The 22,186-nt window shown below is 50.7% G+C and carries 21 protein-coding genes; 14 read left to right on the top strand and 7 right to left on the bottom strand.

Annotated features, from left to right (window positions below; genetic code table 11):
* The first annotated feature begins 44 nt into the window (after positions 1 to 44).
* Positions 45 to 302, top strand: coding sequence for a hypothetical protein (locus ACTHUM_RS03095; protein WP_070837238.1), 258 nt, complete (start codon positions 45 to 47; stop codon positions 300 to 302).
* A gap of 70 nt (positions 303 to 372) precedes the next feature.
* Here the strand turns inward: ACTHUM_RS03095 and ACTHUM_RS03090 are convergent, their stop codons facing one another.
* Together ACTHUM_RS03090 and arsC are read right to left on the bottom strand one after the other, a co-directional pair.
* On the bottom strand, positions 373 to 1,029 hold the full coding sequence (locus ACTHUM_RS03090) for a YdcF family protein (RefSeq protein WP_070837240.1): 657 nt from the start codon (positions 1,027 to 1,029) through the stop codon (positions 373 to 375).
* A 25-nt stretch (positions 1,030 to 1,054) separates the two neighbouring features.
* On the bottom strand, positions 1,055 to 1,414 hold the full coding sequence (arsC, locus tag ACTHUM_RS03085) for an arsenate reductase (glutaredoxin) (protein WP_004519164.1): 360 nt from the start codon (positions 1,412 to 1,414) through the stop codon (positions 1,055 to 1,057).
* A gap of 169 nt (positions 1,415 to 1,583) precedes the next feature.
* Between arsC and ACTHUM_RS03080 the strand changes: the two genes are divergently transcribed.
* The 6 genes from ACTHUM_RS03080 (at position 1,584) to ACTHUM_RS03055 (ending at position 7,737) form a co-directional block, all read left to right on the top strand.
* Positions 1,584 to 2,066, top strand: a complete 483-nt coding sequence (locus tag ACTHUM_RS03080) for a TlpA disulfide reductase family protein (protein WP_070837242.1) — start codon at positions 1,584 to 1,586, stop codon at positions 2,064 to 2,066.
* A 249-nt stretch (positions 2,067 to 2,315) separates the two neighbouring features.
* Positions 2,316 to 2,966 (top strand): cell division ATP-binding protein FtsE, encoded by a 651-nt coding sequence (gene ftsE, locus ACTHUM_RS03075; RefSeq protein WP_004519169.1) that lies wholly within the window; start codon positions 2,316 to 2,318, stop codon positions 2,964 to 2,966.
* On the top strand, positions 2,963 to 3,880 hold the full coding sequence (gene ftsX, locus ACTHUM_RS03070; RefSeq protein WP_003747810.1) for a permease-like cell division protein FtsX: 918 nt from the start codon (positions 2,963 to 2,965) through the stop codon (positions 3,878 to 3,880). Before ftsE ends, ftsX begins: the two co-directional genes overlap by 4 nt.
* A gap of 196 nt (positions 3,881 to 4,076) precedes the next feature.
* Positions 4,077 to 5,330 carry a UDP-N-acetylglucosamine 1-carboxyvinyltransferase gene (gene murA / locus ACTHUM_RS03065; protein WP_049335701.1) on the top strand — a complete coding sequence of 418 codons (1,254 nt, stop codon included), beginning with the start codon at positions 4,077 to 4,079 and terminating at the stop codon, positions 5,328 to 5,330.
* Between the two features lie 127 nt (positions 5,331 to 5,457).
* A complete protein-coding gene (metG, locus tag ACTHUM_RS03060) occupies positions 5,458 to 7,515 on the top strand; it encodes a methionine--tRNA ligase (protein WP_440361248.1) in 2,058 nt (685 codons plus the stop codon).
* Between the two features lie 27 nt (positions 7,516 to 7,542).
* Positions 7,543 to 7,737 (top strand): virulence regulator, encoded by a 195-nt coding sequence (locus tag ACTHUM_RS03055; RefSeq protein WP_371508841.1) that lies wholly within the window; start codon positions 7,543 to 7,545, stop codon positions 7,735 to 7,737.
* A gap of 108 nt (positions 7,738 to 7,845) precedes the next feature.
* Here the strand turns inward: ACTHUM_RS03055 and rsgA are convergent, their stop codons facing one another.
* Positions 7,846 to 8,712 carry a ribosome small subunit-dependent GTPase A gene (rsgA, locus tag ACTHUM_RS03050; protein ID WP_440361247.1) on the bottom strand — a complete coding sequence of 289 codons (867 nt, stop codon included), beginning with the start codon at positions 8,710 to 8,712 and terminating at the stop codon, positions 7,846 to 7,848.
* A 151-nt stretch (positions 8,713 to 8,863) separates the two neighbouring features.
* Here rsgA and ACTHUM_RS03045 point away from each other — a divergent pair, with 151 nt between their 5' ends.
* The 5 genes from ACTHUM_RS03045 to ACTHUM_RS03025 all read left to right on the top strand — a co-directional run bounded on the left by ACTHUM_RS03045 (position 8,864) and on the right by ACTHUM_RS03025 (position 13,709).
* Positions 8,864 to 9,481, top strand: a complete 618-nt coding sequence (locus tag ACTHUM_RS03045; protein WP_049349212.1) for a tellurite resistance TerB family protein — start codon at positions 8,864 to 8,866, stop codon at positions 9,479 to 9,481.
* Positions 9,482 to 9,580: 99 nt separating this feature from the next.
* Positions 9,581 to 10,501, top strand: a complete 921-nt coding sequence (locus tag ACTHUM_RS03040) for a patatin-like phospholipase family protein (protein WP_440361246.1) — start codon at positions 9,581 to 9,583, stop codon at positions 10,499 to 10,501.
* Positions 10,502 to 10,609: 108 nt separating this feature from the next.
* The gene (locus ACTHUM_RS03035; protein WP_440361245.1) at positions 10,610 to 12,466 is read left to right on the top strand and encodes a ribonuclease catalytic domain-containing protein; all 1,857 of its coding nucleotides are present in this window, start codon (positions 10,610 to 10,612) and stop codon (positions 12,464 to 12,466) included.
* Between the two features lie 135 nt (positions 12,467 to 12,601).
* Positions 12,602 to 12,829, top strand: coding sequence for an exodeoxyribonuclease VII small subunit (locus tag ACTHUM_RS03030; RefSeq protein WP_003681131.1), 228 nt, complete (start codon positions 12,602 to 12,604; stop codon positions 12,827 to 12,829).
* A complete protein-coding gene (locus ACTHUM_RS03025; RefSeq protein ID WP_004519176.1) occupies positions 12,813 to 13,709 on the top strand; it encodes a polyprenyl synthetase family protein in 897 nt (298 codons plus the stop codon). The genes ACTHUM_RS03030 and ACTHUM_RS03025 overlap by 17 nt, the downstream gene beginning before the upstream one ends.
* 158 nt (positions 13,710 to 13,867) lie before the next feature.
* Here ACTHUM_RS03025 and ftsY read toward each other — a convergent pair whose 3' ends face one another.
* On the bottom strand, positions 13,868 to 15,400 hold the full coding sequence (ftsY, locus tag ACTHUM_RS03020; RefSeq protein WP_191620588.1) for a signal recognition particle-docking protein FtsY: 1,533 nt from the start codon (positions 15,398 to 15,400) through the stop codon (positions 13,868 to 13,870).
* Positions 15,401 to 15,544: 144 nt separating this feature from the next.
* On the opposite strand from ftsY, the gene msrAB reads away from it, so the two are divergent.
* Positions 15,545 to 17,113 carry a bifunctional peptide-methionine (S)-S-oxide reductase MsrA/peptide-methionine (R)-S-oxide reductase MsrB gene (gene msrAB / locus ACTHUM_RS03015; protein ID WP_150540556.1) on the top strand — a complete coding sequence of 523 codons (1,569 nt, stop codon included), beginning with the start codon at positions 15,545 to 15,547 and terminating at the stop codon, positions 17,111 to 17,113.
* Positions 17,114 to 17,735: 622 nt separating this feature from the next.
* Here the strand turns inward: msrAB and purB are convergent.
* On the bottom strand, positions 17,736 to 19,106 hold the full coding sequence (gene purB, locus ACTHUM_RS03010) for an adenylosuccinate lyase (RefSeq protein WP_150540555.1): 1,371 nt from the start codon (positions 19,104 to 19,106) through the stop codon (positions 17,736 to 17,738).
* Positions 19,107 to 19,316: 210 nt separating this feature from the next.
* Between purB and ACTHUM_RS03005 the strand changes: the two genes are divergently transcribed.
* Positions 19,317 to 19,757, top strand: coding sequence for a surface-adhesin E family protein (locus ACTHUM_RS03005; RefSeq protein WP_004519182.1), 441 nt, complete (start codon positions 19,317 to 19,319; stop codon positions 19,755 to 19,757).
* Between the two features lie 385 nt (positions 19,758 to 20,142).
* Here ACTHUM_RS03005 and ACTHUM_RS03000 read toward each other — a convergent pair whose 3' ends face one another.
* Positions 20,143 to 20,712, bottom strand: a complete 570-nt coding sequence (locus tag ACTHUM_RS03000; protein ID WP_440361265.1) for an L-threonylcarbamoyladenylate synthase — start codon at positions 20,710 to 20,712, stop codon at positions 20,143 to 20,145.
* Positions 20,713 to 20,783: 71 nt separating this feature from the next.
* Positions 20,784 to 22,055: a phosphoribosylamine--glycine ligase gene (purD, locus tag ACTHUM_RS02995; RefSeq protein ID WP_440361244.1), complete on the bottom strand. Its 1,272-nt coding sequence runs from the start codon at positions 22,053 to 22,055 to the stop codon at positions 20,784 to 20,786.
* Positions 22,056 to 22,186 lie beyond the last annotated feature (131 nt).

Raw genomic sequence — 22,186 nt, 5'->3', positions numbered from 1 at the left:
ATGAGTATAATTACTGTTCTTTCAACAAAATTACTGAGTACATAATGAACGGACAAAACCAAATCGGCCATCAACAGGCTCCAATTGTAAGCGTCAAAGAATGGTTGATAACAAACTTGATTATGATGATTCCGCTGGTCAATATAGTTATGATGCTTGTATGGGCATTCGGCTCAAACACCAATCCAAATAAAGCTAATTATTTCAAGGCTACCTTGATTCTGTTTGCCATCGTAATGGTAATTTATCTGGTACTGGCTGTAGTCTTTTTTGGCAGTGTAGCTGCAAATCAATATCAATAAGTAAGAATACATTTAGGCCGTCTGAAACCTAAAAGGCTTCAGACGGCCTTTTACATGGATTACCGAAAGCTCAAGCACCTATCCAATTCCAAACTGCATCGCTCCATTTGCCGATACGGTAGAGAAACAAAGAATAGCTCTCCTGCATCAGGAACTTGGCTTTCTTGTTGCGCTCGTCAAAGCGCGTGGTCGGGGTGGCGGAGAACTGTGCGTCTGACAAGCCCAAATCGGCGGCCATTTCTTCGGCGCGCGCCAAATGATACGGGTCGCTGACAACGATAATGCTACCGATGCCGTTGGCGTGCATGATGGGGACGATATTGCGCAGGTTTTCGTAAGTGTTGCGCGATGTGTTTTCAAACAGGATATTGTGCGCCGGTATGCCCTGCTTGAGCGCGTATCGGCGCCCCACTTCGGCTTCGGTCATAAATCCTTTTTTGGGCGTGCCGCCGGTGAAAATGATTTTGCCGACACGATGGCTTTGGTAGAGCGTGATGGCGTGGTTGATGCGCTCACGGAATACCGGCGACGGGCGTTTGTCCCACGCTGCCGCACCCAATACCACCGCCGCATCGGCATGAACGTCCTTCGGCAAGGTGTGCGAACCTGTCCGGTAAATCTGCCATGTGCCGCTCAAAAAAATACCGCACACCAGCAAAACGCTCAAAGCAAGGCCGCGAAACAGGTAATATCGCAGGCCATTGCGGCTTTTAAGCAGGGAAATCATCTTCAGACGGCCTTATCCAACCCTATCAGCCGAGTAGGGCGGCAATGTTTTCCAACGGACGGCCGATGGCTGCACGCGTAGGCGTTACCAAAACGGGGCGCTCAAGCAGGGCAGGGTGTTCGGCGATTGCCTGAAGCAGGGCGGCATTGTCCAAATCGGGATTGTCCAAACCCAATTCTTTGTACAAATCGTCTTTCGTGCGCATCATGCCGCGCACCGATTCGATGCCGAGTTTGGCAAACATATCCTGCAAAGTCGCCAAATCAGGCGCGGTATCCAGATATTTGACCACGTCGGCGGCAACGCCTTTTTCTTCGAGCAAAGCCAGCGCGGCACGCGATTTGCTGCAACGCGGGTTGTGATAAAGTGTGAATTCAGACGGCATGAAAGTCTCCGTATTATTGCAAAATCATTCAATGATGGCGGTTATTATCGTCTGCAACTGATTTTTACTCAAACTTTTTACTTGATATCTTGATACGAATCGGTAGGCATACCCACCAAACCGTTTTACAATAAACACAATTTCGATTGGCAACCTCAAGGATACAACCATGAAAGCCTTAACCGCCCTTCTCTTGTCCGCCACCGTTTTTACCGCTGTACCGGCCTTTGCCGCCGATGAAACAGCTGGTTGGCAGGACAACAAACCGCAAAGCCTGGAATCGCTCAAAGCCCCCGTGCGCGTGGTCAACCTGTGGGCAACCTGGTGCGGCCCCTGCCGTAAAGAAATGCCCGCCATGTCCGCATGGTACAAAGCGCAGAAAAAAGGCAGCGTCGATATGGTCGGCATCGCGCTGGATACCACTGACAACATTGGCAAGTTCCTGAAACAAACACCGGTCAGTTATCCGATTTGGCGTTACACCGGCGCCAACAGCCGCAACTTCATGAAAGCCCACGGCAACAACGTCGGCGTATTGCCTTTCACTGTCGTCGAAGCGCCGAAATGCGGTTACAAACAAACCATCACCGGCGAAGTCAACGAAAAAAGCCTGACCGCCGCCGTGAATTTGGCCAAAACCAAATGTAAATAAAACAGCGGATAGGGTGCTTAACCTACGCTGATACCGAGGCCGTCTGAAACCCAATCGTTCAGACGGCCTTTTTTTCAAATCATACTGCTTTGTGTTGCAAACCGGCAGTGTATCCGCCTGCAGAACCGGGGTTTCACTATCAAAAAGCAGCCGAAATATTTATAATCTGTGAATATCCCCATTTTTTCAGACGGCATGTTGCCCTATCGATGACGCCTGCCGTCTGAATCCCTATTTTCAGGAAAACCCATGATCCGTTTCGAACAAGTTTCCAAAACCTATCCCGGCGGTTTCGAAGCCCTGAAAAATGTCAGTTTCCAGATTAACAAAGGTGAGATGATTTTTATCGCCGGCCATTCGGGCTCGGGCAAATCTACCATTTTGAAGCTGATTTCAGGCATTACCAAGCCTACCAAAGGTAAGGTTTGGTTCAACAATCAAGACCTCGGCACCTTGAGCGACAATCAGATCGGCTTTATGCGCCAACATATCGGCATTGTCTTCCAAGACCACAAAATCCTCTACGACCGCAATGTCTTGCAAAACGTTATCCTGCCTTTGCGGATTGGCGGCTACCAGCCGCGCAAAGCGGAAGAGCGCGCGCGTATTGCGATTGAGAAAGTCGGCTTGAAAGGCCGCGAAAACGATATGCCCATCACTTTGTCCGGCGGCGAACAGCAGCGTTTGTGCATTGCACGCGCAGTGGTTCACCAACCCAGCCTGCTGATTGCCGACGAGCCGTCCGCCAGCCTCGACCGCGCCTACGCGCTGGATATTATGGAATTGTTTAAAACCTTCCATGAAGCAGGCACGACCGTGATCGTTGCGGCGCACGATGAAACGCTGATGGCGGATTACGGCCACCGCGTCTTGCGCCTGCAGAAAGGACGCCTCGCATGAGCATGATTCACTACATCTCGTTACACGTCGAATCGGCACGCGCCGCGCTCAAAGAGCTTCTGCGCCAACCCATCGGCACACTGCTGACCCTGCTCATGCTTGCCGTTGCCATGACCTTGCCGCTGTTTATGTATTTGGGTATCCAAAGCGGACAAAGCGTGTTGGGCAAACTCAACGAGTCGCCGCAGATTACGGTTTATATGGACACCGATGCGGCAAGTTCTGATGCCGATACGGTGAAAAACCTGCTCCAACGCGACAGCCGTATCGATAAAGTCCGCTTTATCAGCAAGCAGGAAGGTTTGGAAGAATTGCAGACCAATCTCGACCAAAACCTTGTTTCCATGCTCGATGGCAACCCGTTGCCCGACGTCTTTATCGTTACGCCCGACCCTGCCACTTCTCCGGATCAGATGCAGGCCATCTATAAAGACATTACCAAACTGCCGCGCGTCGAATCGGCAACCATGGATACCGAATGGGTACAAACTCTTTATCGTATTAACGAATTTATCCGCAAGATTTTGTGGTTCCTCTCGCTGACATTGGGCATGGCCTTTGTCTTGGTGGCACACAACACCATCCGCCTGCAAATCCTCAGCCGTAAGGAAGAGCTGGAAATCACCAAGCTATTGGGGGCGCCTGCTTCCTTCATCCGCCGCCCTTTCCTTTATCAGGCAATGTGGCAGAGTATTTTCTCCGCCGCCGTCAGCTTGGGCTTGTCGGCTTGGCTGCTGGCAGAAGTACGGCCGCTGGTGGACGCGATTTTCAAACCCTACGGCCTGAACATCGGCTGGCGTTTCTTCACATTTAGCGAAGTGTCGCTGGTATTCGGCTTCGTCATCGCGCTGGGCGTATTCGGCGCATGGCTGGCCACCACACAACACCTCTTGGGCTTCAAAGCCAAAAAATAAGCCTTGGCAAACAGGCCGTCTGAACCATTCAGACGGCCTGAAATCTTATCCTTTCGCAACGTAAACAAACCTTGTGAAAATTTAATACTGCCAAATCTAACAGCAAGGGCATAATCCCTTATAATTGATGGTTTATTATCCATCTCATTTCATTTGTGCGGCATAAGCCGTGCGGACAAATAACGAAAGACATCCTGTGGACAAACTCAAAATCTCTGCCAACGGCCCCCTCAACGGCGAAATCATCGTATCCGGCGCGAAAAATGCCGCCCTGCCGCTGATGTGTGCCGGTCTGCTGACTTCCGGCACTTTACGCTTGAAAAACGTACCCATGCTCGCCGACGTCAAAACCACCCAAAAACTGCTGCAAGGCATGGGCGCACGTGTTTTGACCGACAACATCTCCGAATTTGAAATCAACGGCGGCACCGTCAACAACACCTGCGCACCTTACGAACTGGTGAAAACCATGCGCGCATCCATCTTGGTTTTGGGCCCGACCCTCGCCCGCTTCGGCGAAGCCCAAGTCAGCCTGCCCGGCGGCTGCGCCATCGGTTCGCGCCCGGTTGACCAACACCTCAAAGGCCTAGAAACCATGGGTGCGGAAATTACCATCGAACACGGTTACGTCAAAGCCAAAGGCCGTCTGAAAGGCACGCGCGTCACCATGGACGTCGTGACCGTAGGCGGTACCGAAAACCTGCTGATGGCGGCCACGCTTGCCGAAGGCACCACCATCCTCGAAAACTGCGCCATCGAGCCCGAAGTCGTCGATTTGGCCGAATGCCTCGTCAAAATGGGCGCAAAAATCAGCGGCATCGGTACAGCAACCATGACCATCGAAGGCGTAAAAGAGCTGCACGGCTGCGAACACAGCGTCGTTCCCGACCGCATCGAAGCCGGCACCTTCCTCTGCGCCGTCGCCATGACCGGCGGCAAAGTCGTCCTGCGCAATGCCGCTCCCAAAACCATGGAAGTCGTGTTAAACAAATTGACCGAAGCCGGCGCCATCATCGAAGCCGGCGACAACTGGATTTCCATCGACATGCAACAACGTCCGAAAGCCGTGGACATCCGTACCGTCGTCCACCCGGGCTTCCCAACCGACATGCAGGCGCAGTTTATGGCCATGAACGCCATTGCCGAAGGCAGCAGCCGCGTGGTGGAAACCATTTTTGAAAACCGCTTCATGCACGTTCCTGAACTCAACCGCATGGGCGCAGACATCACCACCGAAGGCAACACCGCCTACATCAAAGGAGTAGAAAAACTCTCCGGCGCCGTCGTGATGGCAACCGACCTGCGCGCCTCTGCCAGCCTCGTCATGGCAGGCTTGGTCGCAGAAGGCGAAACCATCGTCGAACGCATCTACCACCTCGACCGCGGCTATGAATACATCGAGAAAAAACTTGGCGGCGTAGGCGCAAAAATCGAACGCGTACACGGTTGATCCCATACGCAGCCGATAAATAAAAGGCCGTCTGAAACACCGGCAATCGGGTTTCAGACGGCCTTTGCGTATTGTTTTGCGGTATAATTCCCGACATCTTTATCCATTGTTTTTAAAAGCACAAACCATGACACGCAAAATCCTTGTCACTTCCGCGCTGCCGTATGCCAACGGCAGCATCCACCTCGGCCACATGGTCGAACACATCCAAACCGACGTTTGGGTACGTTTCCAAAAACTGCGCGGCCACGAATGCTACTACTGCTGCGCCGACGACACCCACGGCACGCCCGTGATGCTTGCCGCGCAAAAACAAGGCATTGCGCCTGAAGATATGATCGCCAAAGTGCGCGAAGAGCACCTCGCCGACTTTACCGGCTTCAACATCGGCTACGACAATTATTACAGCACCCATTCCCCTGAAAACAAACAGTTTTCCCAAGACATTTACCGCGCGCTGAAAGCCAACGGCAAGATTGAGAGCCGCGTCATCGAGCAGCTTTTCGACCCCGAAAAACAAATGTTCCTGCCCGACCGCTTTGTCAAAGGCGAATGCCCGAAATGCCACGCCCAAGACCAATACGGCGACAACTGCGAAGTCTGCGGCACGACCTATTCCCCGACCGAACTGATCAACCCGTATTCCGCCGTATCCGGTGCCAAACCCGAATTGCGCGAATCCGAACACTTCTTCTTCAAACTGGGCGAATGCGCCGACTTCCTCAAAGCATGGACTTCCGGCAACAACCCGCACGACGGCAAGCCCCATCTGCAAGCCGAAGCCCTCAACAAAATGAAAGAATGGCTGGGCGAAGGCGAAGAAACCACCCTGTCCGACTGGGACATCTCCCGCGACGCGCCGTATTTCGGTTTCGAAATCCCCGACGCGCCGGGCAAATATTTCTACGTCTGGCTGGACGCGCCCGTCGGCTACATGGCGTCGTTTAAAAACCTGTGCGACCGCATCGGCGTCGATTTCGACGAATACTTCAAAGCCGACAGCCAAACCGAGATGTACCACTTCATCGGCAAAGACATCCTCTATTTCCACGCCCTGTTCTGGCCTGCCATGCTGCATTTCTCCGGCCACCGCGCCCCGACCGGAGTGTACGCACACGGCTTTTTGACTGTGGACGGACAAAAAATGTCCAAATCGCGCGGCACCTTCATCACCGCCAAATCCTATCTGGAACAAGGCCTGAACCCTGAGTGGATGCGCTACTACATCGCCGCCAAGCTCAACAGCAAAATCGAAGACATCGATTTGAACCTACAAGACTTTATCAGCCGCGTCAACAGCGACCTCGTCGGCAAATACGTCAACATCGCCGCCCGCGCTTCAGGTTTCATCGCCAAACGCTTTGAAGGCCGTCTGAAAGACGTTGCCGACAGCGAATTGCTGGCAAAACTGACTGCGCAAAGCGAAGCCATTGCCGAATGCTACGAAAGCCGCGAATACGCCAAAGCCCTGCGCGATATCATGGCCTTGGCAGACATTGTCAACGAATACGTTGATGCCAACAAACCTTGGGAACTGGCGAAACAAGAAGACCAAGACGCACGCCTGCACGAAGTATGCAGCGAGCTCATCAACGCCTTTACCATGTTGACCGCCTACCTCGCCCCCGTATTGCCGAAAGTGGCCGAAAACGCCGCCAAATTCCTGAATTTGGAAGCCATCACCTGGGCAAATACATGCGAAACCTTGGGCGAACATGCCATCAACAAATACGAACATTTAATGCAACGAGTGGAGCAAAAACAAGTGGACGATTTAATCGAAGCCAACAAACAAAGCATCGCCGCAGCAGCCGCGCCTGCCACCGAAGAGAGCAAATACGAAAAAGTCGCCGAACAGGCCAGCTTTGACGACTTCATGAAAATCGATATGCGCGTCGCCAAAGTATTGAACTGCGAAGCCGTCGAAGGCAGCACCAAACTCCTGAAATTCGACCTCGATTTCGGTTTTGAAAAACGCATCATCTTCTCCGGCATCGCCGCGTCTTACCCAAATCCTGCTGAATTGAACGGCCGCATGGTCATCGCCGTCGCCAACTTCGCCCCGCGCAAAATGGCAAAATTCGGCGTATCCGAAGGCATGATCCTCTCCGCCGCCACAGCCGAGGGCAAACTGAAGCTCCTCGACGTTGACGCAGGCGCACAGCCCGGGGATAAAGTGGGCTAAGGCTTATCCAAACCATAAGGAGAAACCATGTTAAACCTTTCCGCACCGATACTTAAAGAAATTGAGTTGCTTCATGATGCAGGCTTATCGGTTGGCGCTATTGTTACAGTGTTGCGTCTGAAGTTTCCGGTAGAGCTCCATGATCGGGAGGACAAACAAATTGAAGAAGCCGTGCTTCTCATGATCAATCCGCCACGAAAAGCACCTTCTCTTTCCCGCTAAGGTAGCGATACCGGTTGAAAGGTAAATTTGGTTATGCTTCAACAAAAGGCCGTCTGAAAATTTCAGACGGCCTTTTTATTTATCCAAACGCTTATTTCCGTTAAAACTTTATCTCAACAATTCATCGGTAACGCGTTGCAGAAATTCGATGCGCTCGGGTTTGGCTTCGCCTGATTCGGCAGCGGCTTTGACGGCGCAGCCGGGTTCGGCTCGGTGGGTGCAGTTGTGGAAACGGCACTGGCCGATAAGGTGGCGCAGGTCGGGGAAGTATTGCAATAAATCGGCGGCTTGGAGATGGTGCAGGCCGAATTCTTGTAGGCCGGGGGAATCGATGAGTCGGGTTTCTGCGTTTAAATCATAGAGTTGGGCGTGGGTGGTGGTGTGTTTGCCGGAGTCGAGCGCGGTGGAAATGTCGCCGGTTCGGGCGGCTTGGTTGCCGAGTAGGGCGTTGGTCAGGGTGGACTTGCCCATGCCACTTTGTCCGAGCAGGATGTTGGTTTGCCCTTCTAAAATGGGACGCAGGATGTCGGCGTTTTCCAATGCGTTGGTTTCGACCACGGAGTAGCCGAGGGTTTCGTAGAATTTAAGTTTCTCGCGCCATTGGGCGGTTTCGGGGAGGTCGGCTTTGTTGAGGATGATGACGGCGTTAATGCCGGCCGCTTCGGCTGCGAGGAGGGCGCGTTGCAACAGGGCTTCGCTGGGTGAGGGGCTGGCGGCGGTTACGATAAGGAGTTGGGTAACGTTGGCGGCAATCAGTTTGGTTTTCCACGCGTCTTGGCGGTAGAGCAGGCTTTCGCGCGGGAGGTAGTCTTCAATCACGACTTGTTCGCCGTTGATGGGGCTGATACGGACTTGGTCGCCGCAGGCGAAATCGACGCGTTTTTTGCGGGTGGTGGCGTCATATGTTTGGCCGTCGGGAGTGCGGACAATATAGCGGCGGCCATAGCTGGTAATGATTTGGGCGGTATCGGTCATGATGGGGTTTATTGTTTGGAATGGTGTGATTGTACCGAAAGTCGGCTATGGCCGTCTGAAAACTTGTTTGCACCTTTTAACTTTCTTTGGCTTGGTTTTTAGGTGTTTCTGCCCTATATTTGCAATGTATTTGTTTTCAGGAGATTTTTTTATGGATTTCAGTCAGTTGCTCAATCAGGTTTTGGGTGCGGCTCAAAAAGGCGGCAAAGCGGTAGCGGACAGCCCGCTCAATTCTTTCGGCGGCGGCGCGCTGACGGGTGCTTTGGCATCGATGCTGTTGAAAAAGAAAAACACGAAGAAGCTGGTAAAGGCCGGCTCGGTCGCTGCTTTGGGTTTTCTGGCTTATAAAGGCTATCAAAACTGGAAACAAAACCGCCAGCAGGACGAATTGCCGCAAAGTGCGTTCCAACCTGCCGGTCTGATTGGTGAAAACCACAGCCGTGTGATTTTGCAAACGATGATTGCGGCGGCGGCTTCAGACGGCCTGATTGACGATGCGGAACGCGCGGCCATCGAGCGTGAAAGCGGCAGCGATGCGGAAACTGCGGCATGGTTGCAGGCGGAATATGCGCAACCGGCCTCCATCGAGCAAATTGCCGCTTCGGTCGGCAGCGACGAGGCTTTGGCAGCCGAAACTTATCTGGCGGCCCGATTGGTCTGCGCGGACTTGTCGCGCAAGGAAATCGTGTTCCTGAGCCGTTTGTCCCAAGCTTTGAATTTGGACGACCAGCTGGTCGAAAGTTTGGAAAAACAGCTCGAATTGGCTTAAGCCGGATTTACAAGGCCGTCTGAAACCTGATTTCAGACGGCCTTTCGACTTAATTTCAGAGTAAAATAACCCTTTCGACATATTAAAGGCTGTCTGAACATGAATAAACTTTTTTCCACATTCAAAACGTTTTTAGCCGCTTCGTCCGTCTTGGTATTGGCTGCCTGTCCGAGCGGCAACGCGCCGCAATCCAAACCTTCTACGCAGGGTCAAAATACGGTTTCGCATACTGCACCCAAACCGAAAGCCACGGTTGCGCTGGCTTTGGGCGGCGGCGCGTCCAAAGGTTTTGCCCATATCGGGATTATTAAGGTTTTGAAAGAAAACAATATTCCGGTCAAAATCGTTACCGGCACATCCGCAGGCTCGATTGTCGGCAGTATGTACGCTTCGGGAATGTCGCCCGACCGCCTCGAATTGGAAGCGGAAATTTTGGGTAAAACCGATTTAGTGGATTTAACCTTGTCCACCAGCGGCTTCATCAAAGGCGAAAAACTGCAAAACTACATCAACCGCAAAGTCGGCAACCGCCCGATGCAGCAGTTTCCCATCAAATTTGCCGCCGTTGCGACCGATTTTGAAAGCGGCAAACCGGTGGTGTTCAACGTAGGCAATGCCGGACAGGCCGTCCGCGCTTCTGCTTCGATTCCGAACGTGTTCCAACCTGTCGTTATCGGCAGCCGCAAATATGTGGACGGCGGCCTGTCTCAGCCCGTACCGGTCAGCGCGGCGAAAAAAATGGGCGCAAACTTCATCATTGCCGTCGATATTTCCGCCCGTCCGGCCAAAAACGTCAGCCAAGGCATGTTCTCCTATCTTGACCAAACCTTCAACGTGATGAGCCAAACCGCCTTACACCAAGAATTGGGCCAAGCCAATGTGGTCATCAAACCGCAGGTTTTGGAGCTGGGTTCGGTTGGCGGTTTCGACCAAAAACAACGCGCCATCCAATTGGGCGAACAAGCCGCACGCGCCGCCCTGCCTGAAATCAAACGCAAACTGGCGGCATATCAGTATTAATCATCCGCCGTTTGAACAGGCCGTCTGAAAGTATGTTTTTCAGACGGCCTTTCTTGTGCAAATCTGCTAAAATCACGCGTTTCCTACAAATCATAAAATCCTAAAAAAATGAATATCTTTTACGAAGAGTCCGGCCAATTCAAAGTCGCCACCATCGTCCAAAAAAACGACGCCACCTACCAAGTCGATACCCAACACGGCAAACGCACCAAAGTGAAGGCAAACAATGTCTTTGCCGAGTTTGACGGCGATATGGCGGCATTTTTGGAGAACGCGCAGGCACAGGCAGCGGACATCGACACCGATTTATTGTGGGAAGTATGCGGCGAAGAGGAGTTTACCGCCGAAGCCATCGCCGAAGAATATTACGGCCACGCGCCGACCAAAACCGAGCTGGCGGCAACTTTGATTGCGCTGTACGCCGCGCCGATGTATTTCTACAAAAAAGCCAAAGGCGTGTTCAAAGCCGCGCCTGAAGAAACTTTGAAACAAGCGCTTGCCGCCATCGAACGCAAAAAACAGCAAGACGCGCAAATCGACGCTTGGGCGGAAGCCTTGAAACGCGGCGAGATGCCGTCTGAAATCGCGGCGGATTTGAAAACCATCTTACACGCGCCCGACAAGCAGTCACTGACCTACAAAGCCTTTACCAAAGCCGCCGATGCATTGAAAACCTCGGCCTACGAACTGGCGAAAAAAACGGGCGGTATTACGTCCATTCCCCAATACCTGCAAGACGGGTTTGAAATCAAATATTTCCCAAAAGGAACAGGCTTCCCCGACCTTCCGCTTCCTGAAATGCCTGACTTGCCTAAGGCTGACGTTACCGCCTTTTCCATTGATGACGAATCGACCACCGAAGTCGATGACGCCTTGAGCCTGACCGACTTGGGCAATGGCATGAAACACGTCGGTATCCACATCGCTGCGCCGTCGCTTGCCATTAAACAAGGCGACAAAATGGAAAAAAACATCATGGAACGCTTAAGCACGGTTTATTTCCCCGGCGGCAAAATCACTATGTTGCCCGAAAACTGGATTGCCGCGTTCAGCCTTGATGCAGGCGCATACCGCCCTTCCATCAGCATTTATTTCGATGTAGATAGCGAGTTCAACGTCGGCGAGCCGACCTGCAAAATCGAAGCGGTCAACATCGCCGAAAACCTGCGCATTCAAACCATCGAGCCGCATTTCAACGCCGAAACTGGCTTGGACGAAGCAGGCGAAATGATGTTTGCCCACCATCAAGACCTGATTTGGTTCTATCAATTTGCCATCGCCTTACAAAAAGCGCGCGGCAAATACGAGCCCGACCGTGCGCCGCAATACGATTACAGCATCGAATTGGATGAGGAAGGCAACGTATCCGTTGTCCGCCGCGAACGCGGTTCGCCCATTGATACGCTGGTCAGCGAGATGATGATTCTTGCCAACAGCACTTGGGCACAAATGCTGGATGAAAACGAGCTGCCCGGCCTTTTCCGCGTCCAACCGGCAGGCAAAGTGCGCATGAGCACCAAATCCGAGCCGCACATCGGCATGGGCGTGCAGCATTACGGCTGGTTTACCTCGCCTCTGCGCCGCGCCGCCGACTACATCAACCAAAAGCAGCTGATCAGCCTGATCGACGACTCTGCCGAGCCACTGTATCAAAACAGCGATGCCGAGCTTTTCGCCGCGCTGCGCGACTTTGATGCCGCCTATACAGCCTACGCCGACTTCCAACGCCAAATGGAAGCCTACTGGAGCCTCGTCTATCTGCAGCAGCAAGGCACGAGCGAGCTGACGGCCACCATCCTCAAAGAAGACCTCGTCCGCATTGAAGGCCTGCCGCTGGTAACGCGCGCGACCGGTATTCCGTTTGACGCGCTGCCCAAATCGCAGGCATTGTTCAAAATCACTGAATTGGATGCCGAGAAGCAGTTTATCGCGCTCAACTATCAAAAAGCCGTTTTACCGGGTTGATAACGTTATTTCGTTTGAAAAAAGGCCGTCTGAACAAAGAAACAGAAATCTTTGATTTCGTTTTCATCCCTGTTCAGACGGCCTTCATCATCTAAAAATGCTACAATTCCCCCTTTCTGCCCATCATTTCAAACCATGAAAAAAAACGCCCCCCAATCCTTTGAAGAAGCCTTATCCCGCCTCGAAACCCTGACCCAGGCCATGCAAAGCAGCGAAATGCCGCTGGAAGACGCCCTGGCTGCCTATCAGGAAGGCAACGAATTGGTCAGATACTGCCAAACCAAATTGGCGGAAGTCGAGCAGAAACTGCAAGTCTTGGATGCCGGCGAACTGAAGGAGTTGAACCTTGAACCCGGCGAATGAACTCAAAACATGGCAACAAAAAGCCCAAGCGCAAACCGAATTGCTGCTGGCGCATTTCTTGCCGTCTGAAAGCCAAGTTCCGCACACGCTGCACGAAGCCATGCGTTACGTTACCCTCGGCGGCGGCAAACGGCTGCGTCCACTCTTGGTGCTTGCCGCGTCCGAATTGGGCGAAGCAAACCAAAATGCCGTCGAGCAGGCGATGGCGGCCATCGAAATGGTACACGTCTATTCGTTGGTTCACGACGATATGCCGGCGATGGACAACGACAGTCTGCGCCGCGGCAAACCGACCTGCCATGTGCAATACGATGAAGCAACCGCCCTTTTGGTCGGCGATGCGTTGCAAACCCAAGCCTTTGATGTACTGAGCCGTCCGACAGGCCTGCCTGCCGAACGTCAGCTTGCCATGTTGTCCACGCTGGCCCAGGCATCCGGCAGCCTCGGCATGGCGGGCGGACAAGCTATCGACCTTGCCAATGTCGGCAAAGCCATGAATCAGGCCGAATTGGAACAGATGCACAGCCTCAAAACCGGCGCACTCATCCGCGCGGCCGTGGCCTTAGGCGCACTTTCCTGCCCAGACTTAACACCGGCTCAAATCCAAACCTTAGACCGCTACGCCGCCAAATTAGGTTTGGCTTTCCAAGTGATCGACGATGTATTGGACTGCGAAGCCGATACCGCCACCTTGGGCAAAACCGCCGGCAAAGACTCGGACAACGACAAACCGACCTACGTCAAACTGATGGGCCTGCAGGCCGCGCGCACTTACGCAGAAACGCTGATTGCAGAAGCCGTTGCCCTGATCGAGCCATTCGGCGACAAAGCCCTGCGCCTGCGCCAACTGGCAAAGTTTGTTACCGCACGGAAAAACTAAACCCGTAAATAAATAAAGGCCGTCTGAAACCTGATTTTAGGTTTCAGACGGCCTTTTTAACAGCCTGTTTGGCTTTTGTACCAACCGAATGCGAAGCCTTTCAAAATACGGCTCAGAAATCCCCCGCAAACTGCGTTTACAAACCTCAACCTGTCTGTTTAATCCAATAGGGCATCTACGAACGCTTTGGCATTAAACGGACGCAAATCGTCGATGCCTTCGCCTACGCCGATGTAGCGGACAGGAACTGGGCGGTCTGAGGCAAGGGCGGCAAGGATGCCGCCTTTGGCCGTACCGTCGAGCTTGGTCACGATAAGGCCGGTCAGACCCAGAGCTTCGTCAAAGGCTTTTACTTGGTTGACGGCGTTTTGACCGATGTTCGCATCCAAAACAACGATGATTTCATGTGGCGCATCAGGCATGGCTTTTTGCAGCACGCGTTTCACTTTTTTGATTTCTTCCATCAAATGAAGCTGCGTTGGCAGGCGTCCGGCGGTGTCGGCCAGCACGATGTCAATCCCGCGCGCTTTCGCAGCTTGGACGGCATCGAAGCAAACTGCTGCGGAATCGCCCGTAGTTTGCGAAATCACAGTCACATTATTGCGCTCGCCCCAAGCTTGAAGCTGCTCACGCGCGGCGGCACGGAAAGTATCGCCTGCCGCCAGCAATACAGATTTGCCCTGCGCTTGGAAGTATTTGGCCAATTTGCCGATAGATGTGGTTTTACCTGCGCCGTTGATACCGGCAAGCATAATCACGAAAGGCTCCTTGGTTTCCGGCAAGACCAAAGGTTTTTCCAAAGGCTTAATCAAGTCGTACAGCGCATCTTTCAGCGCGCCGCGCAATTCGTTGCCGTCTTTGAGGCCTTTGAGGCTGACACGGTCGCGCACGTCTTTCATCAAGTATTCGGTGGCTTCCATGCCCATATCGCTGGTAATCAGCACGGTTTCCAGCTCTTCGTACAAATCCTCGTCAATTTGTCCGCCGCCGAATACGCCGGCCAGCGATTTCGCCATTTTATCGCGTGATTTGGTCAAGCCTTGTTTCAAACGCGCAGCCCAACTGAGCTTGGGTTCTTCTACCGGAGCAGGGGCTTCAGCCGGTGTTTCCGTAACGGCTTCTTGAGCTTGCTCGACAGTCTCGCTAACTGCTTCAACAGCTTCTTCTTTGACTGCTTCGGCCTGTCCTGCTGCTTCTTCAGCAGCCTCAGCTACTTCAGACGGCATCTCGGCAACGGTTTCTTGAACCTGTTCAACAGCCTCGCTGACGGTTTCAACGGCTGCTTCTTTTGCCGCCTCAGCCTGTTCCGCTGCTTCTTCAGTAGCCTCGGCCACTTCAGACGGCATCTCGGCAACGGTTTCCTTTACCTGTTCAACAGTCTCGCTGACGGTTTCAACGGCTGCTTCTTTTGCCGCTTCAAGGTGTTCTTCTACTTTTTCGACTGTTTCAGACGGCGTTTCGGTCAAAGCTTCCCGAACCTGCTCGACAGTTTCGCTGACAGTTTCAACAGCCGATTCGACAACTGATTCAACATGCCCTTTGATGCTTTCTGCTAAAGATTCGGCATTTTCTTTAATATTTTCAACTACTTGAGTAACTTCAGATTCTACTTTTGCTGCGGTTTCCTGAACTTGAGCCTCCTCGGGAGCCGGAGTTTCCTGTTTTTTCTTGCGACGGAAGAAGCTGAACATTAAATTTTCCTTTTAATTTTAGAAACTTGAAATAGGGAGTATTGTAGCGTATTTTACGTGGCAAGGTCGTCTGAAAATCAAGTTGTCAGGTTTTGGCATTTCCAACGTCTAACGAGACAAACCATCCACACAGGAAACATAGAGATGAATCCCCGCACATTATTTTCACTTTGCACCAAGTTCGGCTGCCTGCTTGCGCTTGGCGCTTGCTCATCCAAAATAATGGATACCGAAGCCGCAACCGTACCGCAGGCATTGTCCTCATTGAAAACCCCTGACAACCGCCCTGCCAGTGTTTTCCTGAAAAAAGACAAACCCACCCTGATTAAATTTTGGGCAAGTTGGTGTCCTTTATGTTTGTCCGAATTGGGACAAACCGAAAAATGGGCGCAAGATGCAAAATTCGGTTCTGCCAACCTGATTACCGTTGCCTCGCCCGGTTTTCTGCACGAGAAAAAAGACGGCGACTTCCAAAAATGGTATGCCGGTTTAAACTATCCTAAGCTGCCCGTTGTGACCGACAACGGCGGCTCCATCGCCCAAAGCCTGAATATCAGTGTTTACCCTTCATGGGCATTAATCGGCAAAGACGGCGGCGTGCAGCGCATCGTCAAGGGCAGTATCAACGAAGCGCAGGCATTGGCTTTAATCCGCGACCCGAATGCCGATATAGGCCGTCTGAAAAACACATTTTACAAACCCGACACACAGAAAAAGGATTCAGCAATCATGAATACGCGCACCATCTACCTCGCCGGTGGCTGCTTTTGGGGCTTGGAAGCCTATTTCCAACGCATAGACGGCGTGATTGACGCCGTATCCGGCTACGCCAACGGCAAAACGGAAAACCCAAGCTACGAAGACGTGTCCTACCGCGATACGGGCCATGCCGAGACCGTCAAAGTCACCTACGATGCCGACAAACTCAGCCTAGACGACATCCTGCAATACTATTTCCGCGTCGTTGACCCGACCAGCCTCAACAAACAAGGCAACGACACCGGCACGCAATACCGCAGTGGCGTGTACTACACCGACCCCGCCGAAAAAGCCGTCATCGCCGCCGCACTCAAACGCGAGCAGCAAAAATACAAACTTCCCCTCGTCGTCGAAAACGAGCCGCTGAAAAACTTCTACGACGCCGAGGAATACCATCAGGACTATCTGATTAAAAACCCCAACGGCTACTGCCACATCGATATCCGCAAAGCCGACGAACCGCTGCCGGGCAAAACCAAAGCCGCTCCGCAAGGCAAAGGCTTTGACGCGGCAACGTATAAAAAACCCAGCGCTGCCGAACTCAAACGCCTCCTGACCGAAGAGCAATACCAAGTTACCCAAAAAAGCGCGACCGAATACGCCTTCAGCCACGAATACGACCATCTGTTCAAACCCGGCATTTATGTGGACGTCGTCAGCGGCGAACCCCTGTTCAGCTCTGCCGACAAATTTGATTCCGGCTGCGGCTGGCCGAGTTTTACCCATCCAATTAATGCCTCCGCCGTTACCGAACACGACGATTTCAGCTATAACATGCGCCGCACCGAAGTGCGCAGCCACGCCGCCGACTCACACTTGGGACACGTCTTCCCCGACGGCCCGAAAGACAAAGGCGGCCTGCGCTATTGCATCAACGGCGCAAGTTTGAAATTCATTCCTTTGGAAGAAATGGACGCAGCCGGCTACGGTGCATTGAAAGACAAAGTGAAATAACGGATTGAATCGAAAAAGGCCGTCTGAAAAAGATTTCAGACGGCCTTAAATTTATAATTTATTTGGTCATGTCATAAAATGATGCAACAGAAAGTATTAAATACATTACTGATATCAAAATATATTTAATTTTTTTATCTCTAATTTCTTTCCATAAATGCAAGCATATAGGAAGCATCGTAAACACTAGAACCGCAATATTAAAACATAAAAGAAAGAGATATCCTTTAGAACTTTCTTTCCAAAAGGGTATAAAAAAACTTGTACATATCGAAAATCCAATTAGAAAAGAGACAATACTATTTAAAACATCAATAATTCTTGCCTCTATTTGAATAGAAACAAGATACGGAAAATTACATAATTGTAGAAACCTAAGAAAATGAAGATATGCCAATAATACATATATTGGAGTCAAACCCATAAAAGTATCAAATATATTTTTAAAAGGAATTTTTCCATGAAAATGTAATATACTGACTAACAAGCCGATTGGTAACCATATAATCAAATTTTCCTTACTTGGAAAATATTTAAACATCTAAAACTTTCTTCATTATTTTCATACTATATATTTAATTCAAAAAAAGCCATTTGAAGATTCAAATGGCTTTTTTATAAATCAAATTCGTTTTGCCAACTCTTCGGCCTTACCCACATACAACGCAGGGGTCAGCTCAAGCAATTTGGCTTTGGCTTCTGCCGGAATTTCCAACGATTCGATAAAGAGTTTCAACACTTCAGGCGTAATGCCGTCTTTACCGCGTGTCAGGTCTTTCAGCTTCTCGTAAGGATTGGCTACGCCGTAACGACGCATTACGGTTTGAATCGGCTCGGCCAGCAGCTCCCAAGTAGCGTCCAAATCGGCAGCAAGGGCGGCAGGATTCGGCTCAAGCTTGTTCAGACCGCGCAGATGGGAGGCAAAGCCCAATATGGTATAGCCCACGCCTACGCCCATATTGCGCAATACGGTGCTGTCGGTCAGGTCGCGCTGCCAACGGGAAATCGGCAGTTTTTCAGACAAAAAGCCCAATACGGCATTGGCCATACCGAGGTTGCCTTCGGAGTTTTCAAAGTCAATCGGATTGACTTTGTGCGGCATGGTGGAAGAACCGACTTCGCCTGCTTTAACTTTTTGTTTGAAGTAACCCAAAGAAATATAGCCCCAAACATCGCGGTTGAAGTCGATCAGAATCGTGTTGACACGGCTGATGGCTTGGAAGAATTCCGCCATATAGTCATGCGGCTCGATTTGAATGGTGTAGGGGTTGAAGGTCAGGCCGAGGCTGATTTCAACGAAGTTGCGGCAATGGGTTTCCCAATCCACATCGGGATAAGCGACCATATGGGCATTGTAGTTGCCGACTGCGCCGTTGATTTTGCCGAGGAACTCTTGCGCTTGCAGGTTTTTGAACTGGCGTTGCAGGCGGTACACGACATTGGCGATTTCTTTACCCAATGTGCTTGGTGTCGCAGGCTGGCCATGCGTGCGGCTCATCATAGGGACGGCAGCCAACTCATGCGCCATGCCGGTCAGTTTTTTGATGATTTCGGCCAGTTTCGGCAGCAAAACAGTCTCACGCGCTTCTTGCAGCATTAAAGCGTGGGACAGGTTATTGATGTCTTCGCTGGTGCAGGCAAAGTGGATGAACTCGCTGGCAGCAGCCACTTCAGGCACGCCGGAGAAGCGTTCTTTAAGCCAATATTCGATGGCTTTGACATCATGATTGGTGGTCGCCTCAATAGCTTTGACGGCGGCAGCATCTTCAAGCGAGAAGTTTTCGATCACTTTGTCGATTTCGGCAAGCGTAAAATCGCTGAAAGCAGGAACTTCTACAATCTTAGGTTCGGCGGCAAGGACTTTGAGCCAGTTTAATTCAACTTTGACACGCGCACGCATCAGGCCGTATTCGGAGAAAATCGGACGCAATGCTTCAACGGATTTGGCGTAGCGGCCATCTAATGGGGAAAGTGCAGCGATAGGGTTAATCATGTCGGATCTTCCTATGGGATGAAAACCAAATTGTTTGCAATTATACATGATTTTACACTCCAAGGCCGTCTGAAAGACAGGTTTCAGACGGCCTTTTCAGCGTATTTTTCATAAAATTCTTTTCAGAGGTTCAACTTTGCAAAATCGATTTACGATATATGCCATCTTCACGGATAATATCGGCTGACTTTCTGTAAATAATGAGGTTTTATGAATATCAAACGTTTTTCCCTAGCTGCAACCGTATTTGCGGCTTTGATGTTGAGTGCCTGTGAAACAACCACCACATCGAGCGGCGGCGGCAGCTGGACCAACATCGGCACCATCTCTGAAGGCAATATCAAAGTGGCTATTGATAGAAGCAGCATTAAAAGAAATGGCGCACTGGTTACTTTCCGCGATAAAAAAACCGTTTCCAAACTGAAAGAGGAACGTTTCGTCAACACGCCGGCCTATAAAACAGCCATCGGCAGCTGGGAAATTCATTGCTCAAACAAAACCTATCGCCTGGCAGCGCTGCAACTGATGGACGAACACGGCCGGGTAATTTCCAACCAAAGCTATACTCCGACCAGCATCCGCCCAATGAGCGTCATGAGCGGCACGATTACTGAAAAACAATACGAAACAGTGTGCGGACATAAGCTTTAATCCACACTTATTCACAAAGTTATCCACACTTTAAATATTTAAAAGGCCGTCTGAATGCTTTAAATATCAAGTTTCAGACGGCCTTTTTATGTTTTGATGGAAATTTATCTTCAAATTTATCCACAAAATTTGTTTATTCAAAAATAATTTATTACAGCGATTCATTCACGCTCAAAATTTGCTTCATTCTTTGCAAGGGCATTTCACAAAATACTGCTTTTTACTCTATTTACTGACTTACTATCTACTTAATCGAGCTGTATTTACAGACTACCATGCATCAAACTGGATCTGCGCTAAATGCTTTTCACACAGGTATTCCAATCTTTTGGAAAAAATTTTCTTCTCCAAATAAACACCTTTCCTTTGATGATACAGCCCATCTTTAACGCAGCCTTGCCCCTGTTTCTCCGTCAATAATCTGGCTGGGCGTTTTCTGCTTACCTATCAATCCGCCTACAATCCAAACTTTCCTGCCAAACTGTCTTCTGACTTCTCTTTCTGTTTTGCACGCCCGTTTTCCTGCACGATTGCATGAAGTAGAGACTAAAGGCATTTCCAAAACCTGACACAAACGCCTTGCACCTGCGTGCGCTGGAACCCTGACAGCCAATTTACTGCGTCCTTTTCCTCGTAACGAAGGCAATACTTTTTTGCCGGCCGGCAATAAAAAAGTTTTCGGAGCCGGCCATGCTTCATGCAGCATGGTTTGGATATTTTCAGACGGCCTTTGCAGCAAAGGTTGCAACTGTTCCAAGCTATGGCCAATGACAATCATACCTTTGTGTTGAGGTCGTTTTTTCAGATGAATCAATTGGTTGAGTGCTTTGAGCAAAGTAGGGACACAGCCCAAGCCATAGCAAGACTCGGTAGGATAGGCGACCAAACCGCCTTTTTTAAGATGCGCCTGCAGCTTGCGTTGGGCTGCAGCCGATAAAATTCTGGGGAACATCATCATATACCAAGGTCGTCTGAAACTGCGATTGTCGGACAATCTGTGTTCAGACGGCCTATTTCTATTCATTATTAATGGTTGATGGCTTTATCGGCAATATCTTTACGGTATTGCATACCGTCAAAACGGATGGTTTCCAATGCCTCATAAGCCTTGCTCTTAGCTTGTGCAACATCATCGCCCAAACCGACTACACACAACACACGGCCGCCGTTAGTTACCACTTCGCCTTTTTCATTCGTTGCAGTACCGGCATGGAAAACTTTACCAGTTTGATTGGCCTTATCCAAGCCGAAGATCACATCGCCTTTTTTCGGAGAGCCAGGATAGTTTTGTGCGGCCAACACCACACCTACTGCAGTCTGCGGGTTCCATTCGGCAGCAACACTATCCAGTTTGCCGTCGATTGCCGCTTCAACCAAATCCACCAAATCGCTATCCAAACGGCTCATAATCGGCTGGGTTTCAGGGTCGCCGAAACGGCAGTTGAATTCGATGGTATAAGGCGCACCGGTTTTATTAATCATCAAGCCCGCGTATAAAAAGCCGGTAAACTCATGACCTTCTGCTTTCATACCTGCCACAGTCGGCAAAATAATTTCATTCATCGTGCGCTCGTACACATCAGGCGTTACCACCGGAGCAGGGCTGTATGCGCCCATACCGCCGGTATTAGGGCCTTTGTCGTCATCCAGCAGGCGTTTATGGTCTTGGCTGGTTGCCATCGGTAAAACATGATTGCCGTCCACCATAACGATAAAGCTCGCTTCCTCGCCTTGCAGGAAATCTTCAATCACGACGCGCGCGCCTGCATTGCCCATTTTATTGCCCAACAACATATCGTCGATAGCGGCATGGGCTTCATCCAAAGTCATGGCGACAATCACGCCTTTACCGGCAGCCAAGCCATCCGCCTTAATAACAATTGGCGCACCTTTTTGGTTGACGTAATCATGTGCCGCATCGGCATTTTCAAAGGTTTGGTATTGCGCGGTTGGAATCTTATATTTTGCCATAAATGCTTTAGCAAAATCTTTTGAGCTCTCCAGCTGGGCCGCGTATTGAGTCGGGCCAAAAATCTTCAACCCGGCAGCACGGAAATCATTCACCACACCGGCAGCCAAAGGCGCTTCAGGGCCGACTACGGTAAAGGCAATATTTTCATTACGGCAAAAATCAATCAAATCTTGATGTGCTGTCAACGCTATATTCTGTAGTTTAGGCTCAATTGCCGTTCCGGCATTACCAGGTGCAACAAAGACAGTTTTTACCTTAGACGACTGCGCCAATTTCCAAGCCAGTGCGTGTTCACGTCCACCATTACCAATAACGAGCAATTTCATACCGTCTCCTTGAAGAATAGATGTTGTAAATAAAATTCAATCGATGGAATATTGTTCCATCTTGCATAGCTGTTTCAAATTAAGAATAATATTGCACCAAGACAACCATACTCTAATTTCAAACAACGAAA

The organism is Neisseria sp. P0021.S006, assembly GCF_051956895.1.
Note: the sequence above shows the minus strand (reverse complement) of the source record. Positions and strands in the feature narration are given on the sequence as shown.

Bases quoted from the DNA above. Each gene is read 5' to 3' on its own strand.
- ACTHUM_RS03095 (WP_070837238.1), top strand. From the start codon at position 45: ATGAACGGACAAAACCAAATCGGCCATCAACAGGCTCCAATTGTAAGC.
- ACTHUM_RS03090 (WP_070837240.1), bottom strand. From the start codon at position 1,029: ATGATTTCCCTGCTTAAAAGCCGCAATGGCCTGCGATATTACCTGTTT.
- arsC (WP_004519164.1), bottom strand. From the start codon at position 1,414: ATGCCGTCTGAATTCACACTTTATCACAACCCGCGTTGCAGCAAATCG.
- ACTHUM_RS03080 (WP_070837242.1), top strand. From the start codon at position 1,584: ATGAAAGCCTTAACCGCCCTTCTCTTGTCCGCCACCGTTTTTACCGCT.
- ftsE (WP_004519169.1), top strand. From the start codon at position 2,316: ATGATCCGTTTCGAACAAGTTTCCAAAACCTATCCCGGCGGTTTCGAA.
- ftsX (WP_003747810.1), top strand. From the start codon at position 2,963: ATGAGCATGATTCACTACATCTCGTTACACGTCGAATCGGCACGCGCC.
- metG (WP_440361248.1), top strand. From the start codon at position 5,458: ATGACACGCAAAATCCTTGTCACTTCCGCGCTGCCGTATGCCAACGGC.
- ACTHUM_RS03055 (WP_371508841.1), top strand. From the start codon at position 7,543: ATGTTAAACCTTTCCGCACCGATACTTAAAGAAATTGAGTTGCTTCAT.
- rsgA (WP_440361247.1), bottom strand. From the start codon at position 8,712: ATGACCGATACCGCCCAAATCATTACCAGCTATGGCCGCCGCTATATT.
- ACTHUM_RS03045 (WP_049349212.1), top strand. From the start codon at position 8,864: ATGGATTTCAGTCAGTTGCTCAATCAGGTTTTGGGTGCGGCTCAAAAA.
- ACTHUM_RS03040 (WP_440361246.1), top strand. From the start codon at position 9,581: ATGAATAAACTTTTTTCCACATTCAAAACGTTTTTAGCCGCTTCGTCC.
- ACTHUM_RS03035 (WP_440361245.1), top strand. From the start codon at position 10,610: ATGAATATCTTTTACGAAGAGTCCGGCCAATTCAAAGTCGCCACCATC.
- ACTHUM_RS03030 (WP_003681131.1), top strand. From the start codon at position 12,602: ATGAAAAAAAACGCCCCCCAATCCTTTGAAGAAGCCTTATCCCGCCTC.
- ftsY (WP_191620588.1), bottom strand. From the start codon at position 15,400: ATGTTCAGCTTCTTCCGTCGCAAGAAAAAACAGGAAACTCCGGCTCCC.
- msrAB (WP_150540556.1), top strand. From the start codon at position 15,545: ATGAATCCCCGCACATTATTTTCACTTTGCACCAAGTTCGGCTGCCTG.
- purB (WP_150540555.1), bottom strand. From the start codon at position 19,106: ATGATTAACCCTATCGCTGCACTTTCCCCATTAGATGGCCGCTACGCC.
- ACTHUM_RS03005 (WP_004519182.1), top strand. From the start codon at position 19,317: ATGAATATCAAACGTTTTTCCCTAGCTGCAACCGTATTTGCGGCTTTG.
- ACTHUM_RS03000 (WP_440361265.1), bottom strand. From the start codon at position 20,712: ATGATGTTCCCCAGAATTTTATCGGCTGCAGCCCAACGCAAGCTGCAG.
- purD (WP_440361244.1), bottom strand. From the start codon at position 22,055: ATGAAATTGCTCGTTATTGGTAATGGTGGACGTGAACACGCACTGGCT.